Annotated in this window: 1 protein-coding gene; it reads left to right on the top strand. The window is 40.8% G+C overall.

Annotated elements, in window-relative coordinates; genetic code table 11:
* Nucleotides 1-273 precede the first annotated feature (273 nt).
* Nucleotides 274-429 carry a hypothetical protein gene (locus H5232_RS24800; protein WP_404699602.1) on the top strand — a complete coding sequence of 52 codons (156 nt, stop codon included), beginning with the start codon at nt 274-276 and terminating at the stop codon, nt 427-429.
* Nucleotides 430-986 lie beyond the last annotated feature (557 nt).

Raw genomic sequence — 986 nt, 5'->3', positions numbered from 1 at the left:
GTTGAATATCGGCTAAATCTGTATTTTTAGATTGTGAGTTAAGCTTAAAAATATTTGTCGCGTAAGCATATGAACAAAAAAGTAACCAAGCAATAATGATGAGTTTAGTCATTGCAAATTCCTTTTGATGAAGTTCCATTACTTTTTTAATTAAGTTCACTTTTTAGGTAAATGCAAGGTGGGAGGATTAAATATTTCAAAATCATTAATGAGTTTGAAAAGTAGCAATACTTGGTTTTTGAATACAGAGATCAATAAAACACAGTCGTCAGCATGATCGGAAGCTTCTTATGGGTGACCCCTTTCAGATCTTTGGTGAAAAAGCATGGCGTGAGCGATATTGCTAACGCAACAGGATTAAATCGTGGAAGCTCGTATAAGGCGGTGAATGGTAAAACCAAAACTCGTTGCGAAACTTTTTTCAAGTGATAAAAGCACTTAACTTTCGCCTTACAACGCAAGTGGCGTAGGTTGGGGAGAGTGCAACGAAACCCTACTGGTGTGGTTTAAATTGTAGGTCGTTCTTAGGGCGATAAGTGAATTTCACCACCGAGTTCACAGAGGCGTTTCGCTACACAGAGGTTAAGTATTTTTGTAGGAGATGGCTTTAGCCACGAAAGATTTAACACCAGTGATAGAGCTAACCACCGTAGGCGCTAAGCTTGCTAGCGCGTGGGTTTGTAGGTTGGGTAGAGCGCAACGAGAACCTACGATTCTCCAATATCATTACCAACTCCCAAGTACGTAAATATGCATTGTTTGTAGGTCGTTCTTTAGGGCGAAAAGTGAATTTCACCACTGAGATCACTGAGGCGCTTTGCTACACAGAGGTTAAGTATTGTTGTAGGTGATGGCTTCAGCCACGAATGGTTTAACACTATTGTTATAGTTAACCACCGTAGGCGCTGAGCTTGCTGGCGCGTGTGATTGTTGGTTGGGCTTTAGCCCAAAAAGTTGTATCACCTTGGCTGATGGTTTTTACTGCT

This window comes from Pseudoalteromonas sp. SG41-5 (genome assembly GCF_014164495.1).
GTDB classification, from domain to species: domain Bacteria; phylum Pseudomonadota; class Gammaproteobacteria; order Enterobacterales; family Alteromonadaceae; genus Pseudoalteromonas; species Pseudoalteromonas rhizosphaerae.
Note: the sequence above shows the minus strand (reverse complement) of the source record. Positions and strands in the feature narration are given on the sequence as shown.

Excerpts from the sequence above, each read along its gene's own strand:
- H5232_RS24800 (WP_404699602.1), top strand. The coding sequence starts at position 274 with ATGATCGGAAGCTTCTTATGGGTGACCCCTTTCAGATCTTTGGTGAAA.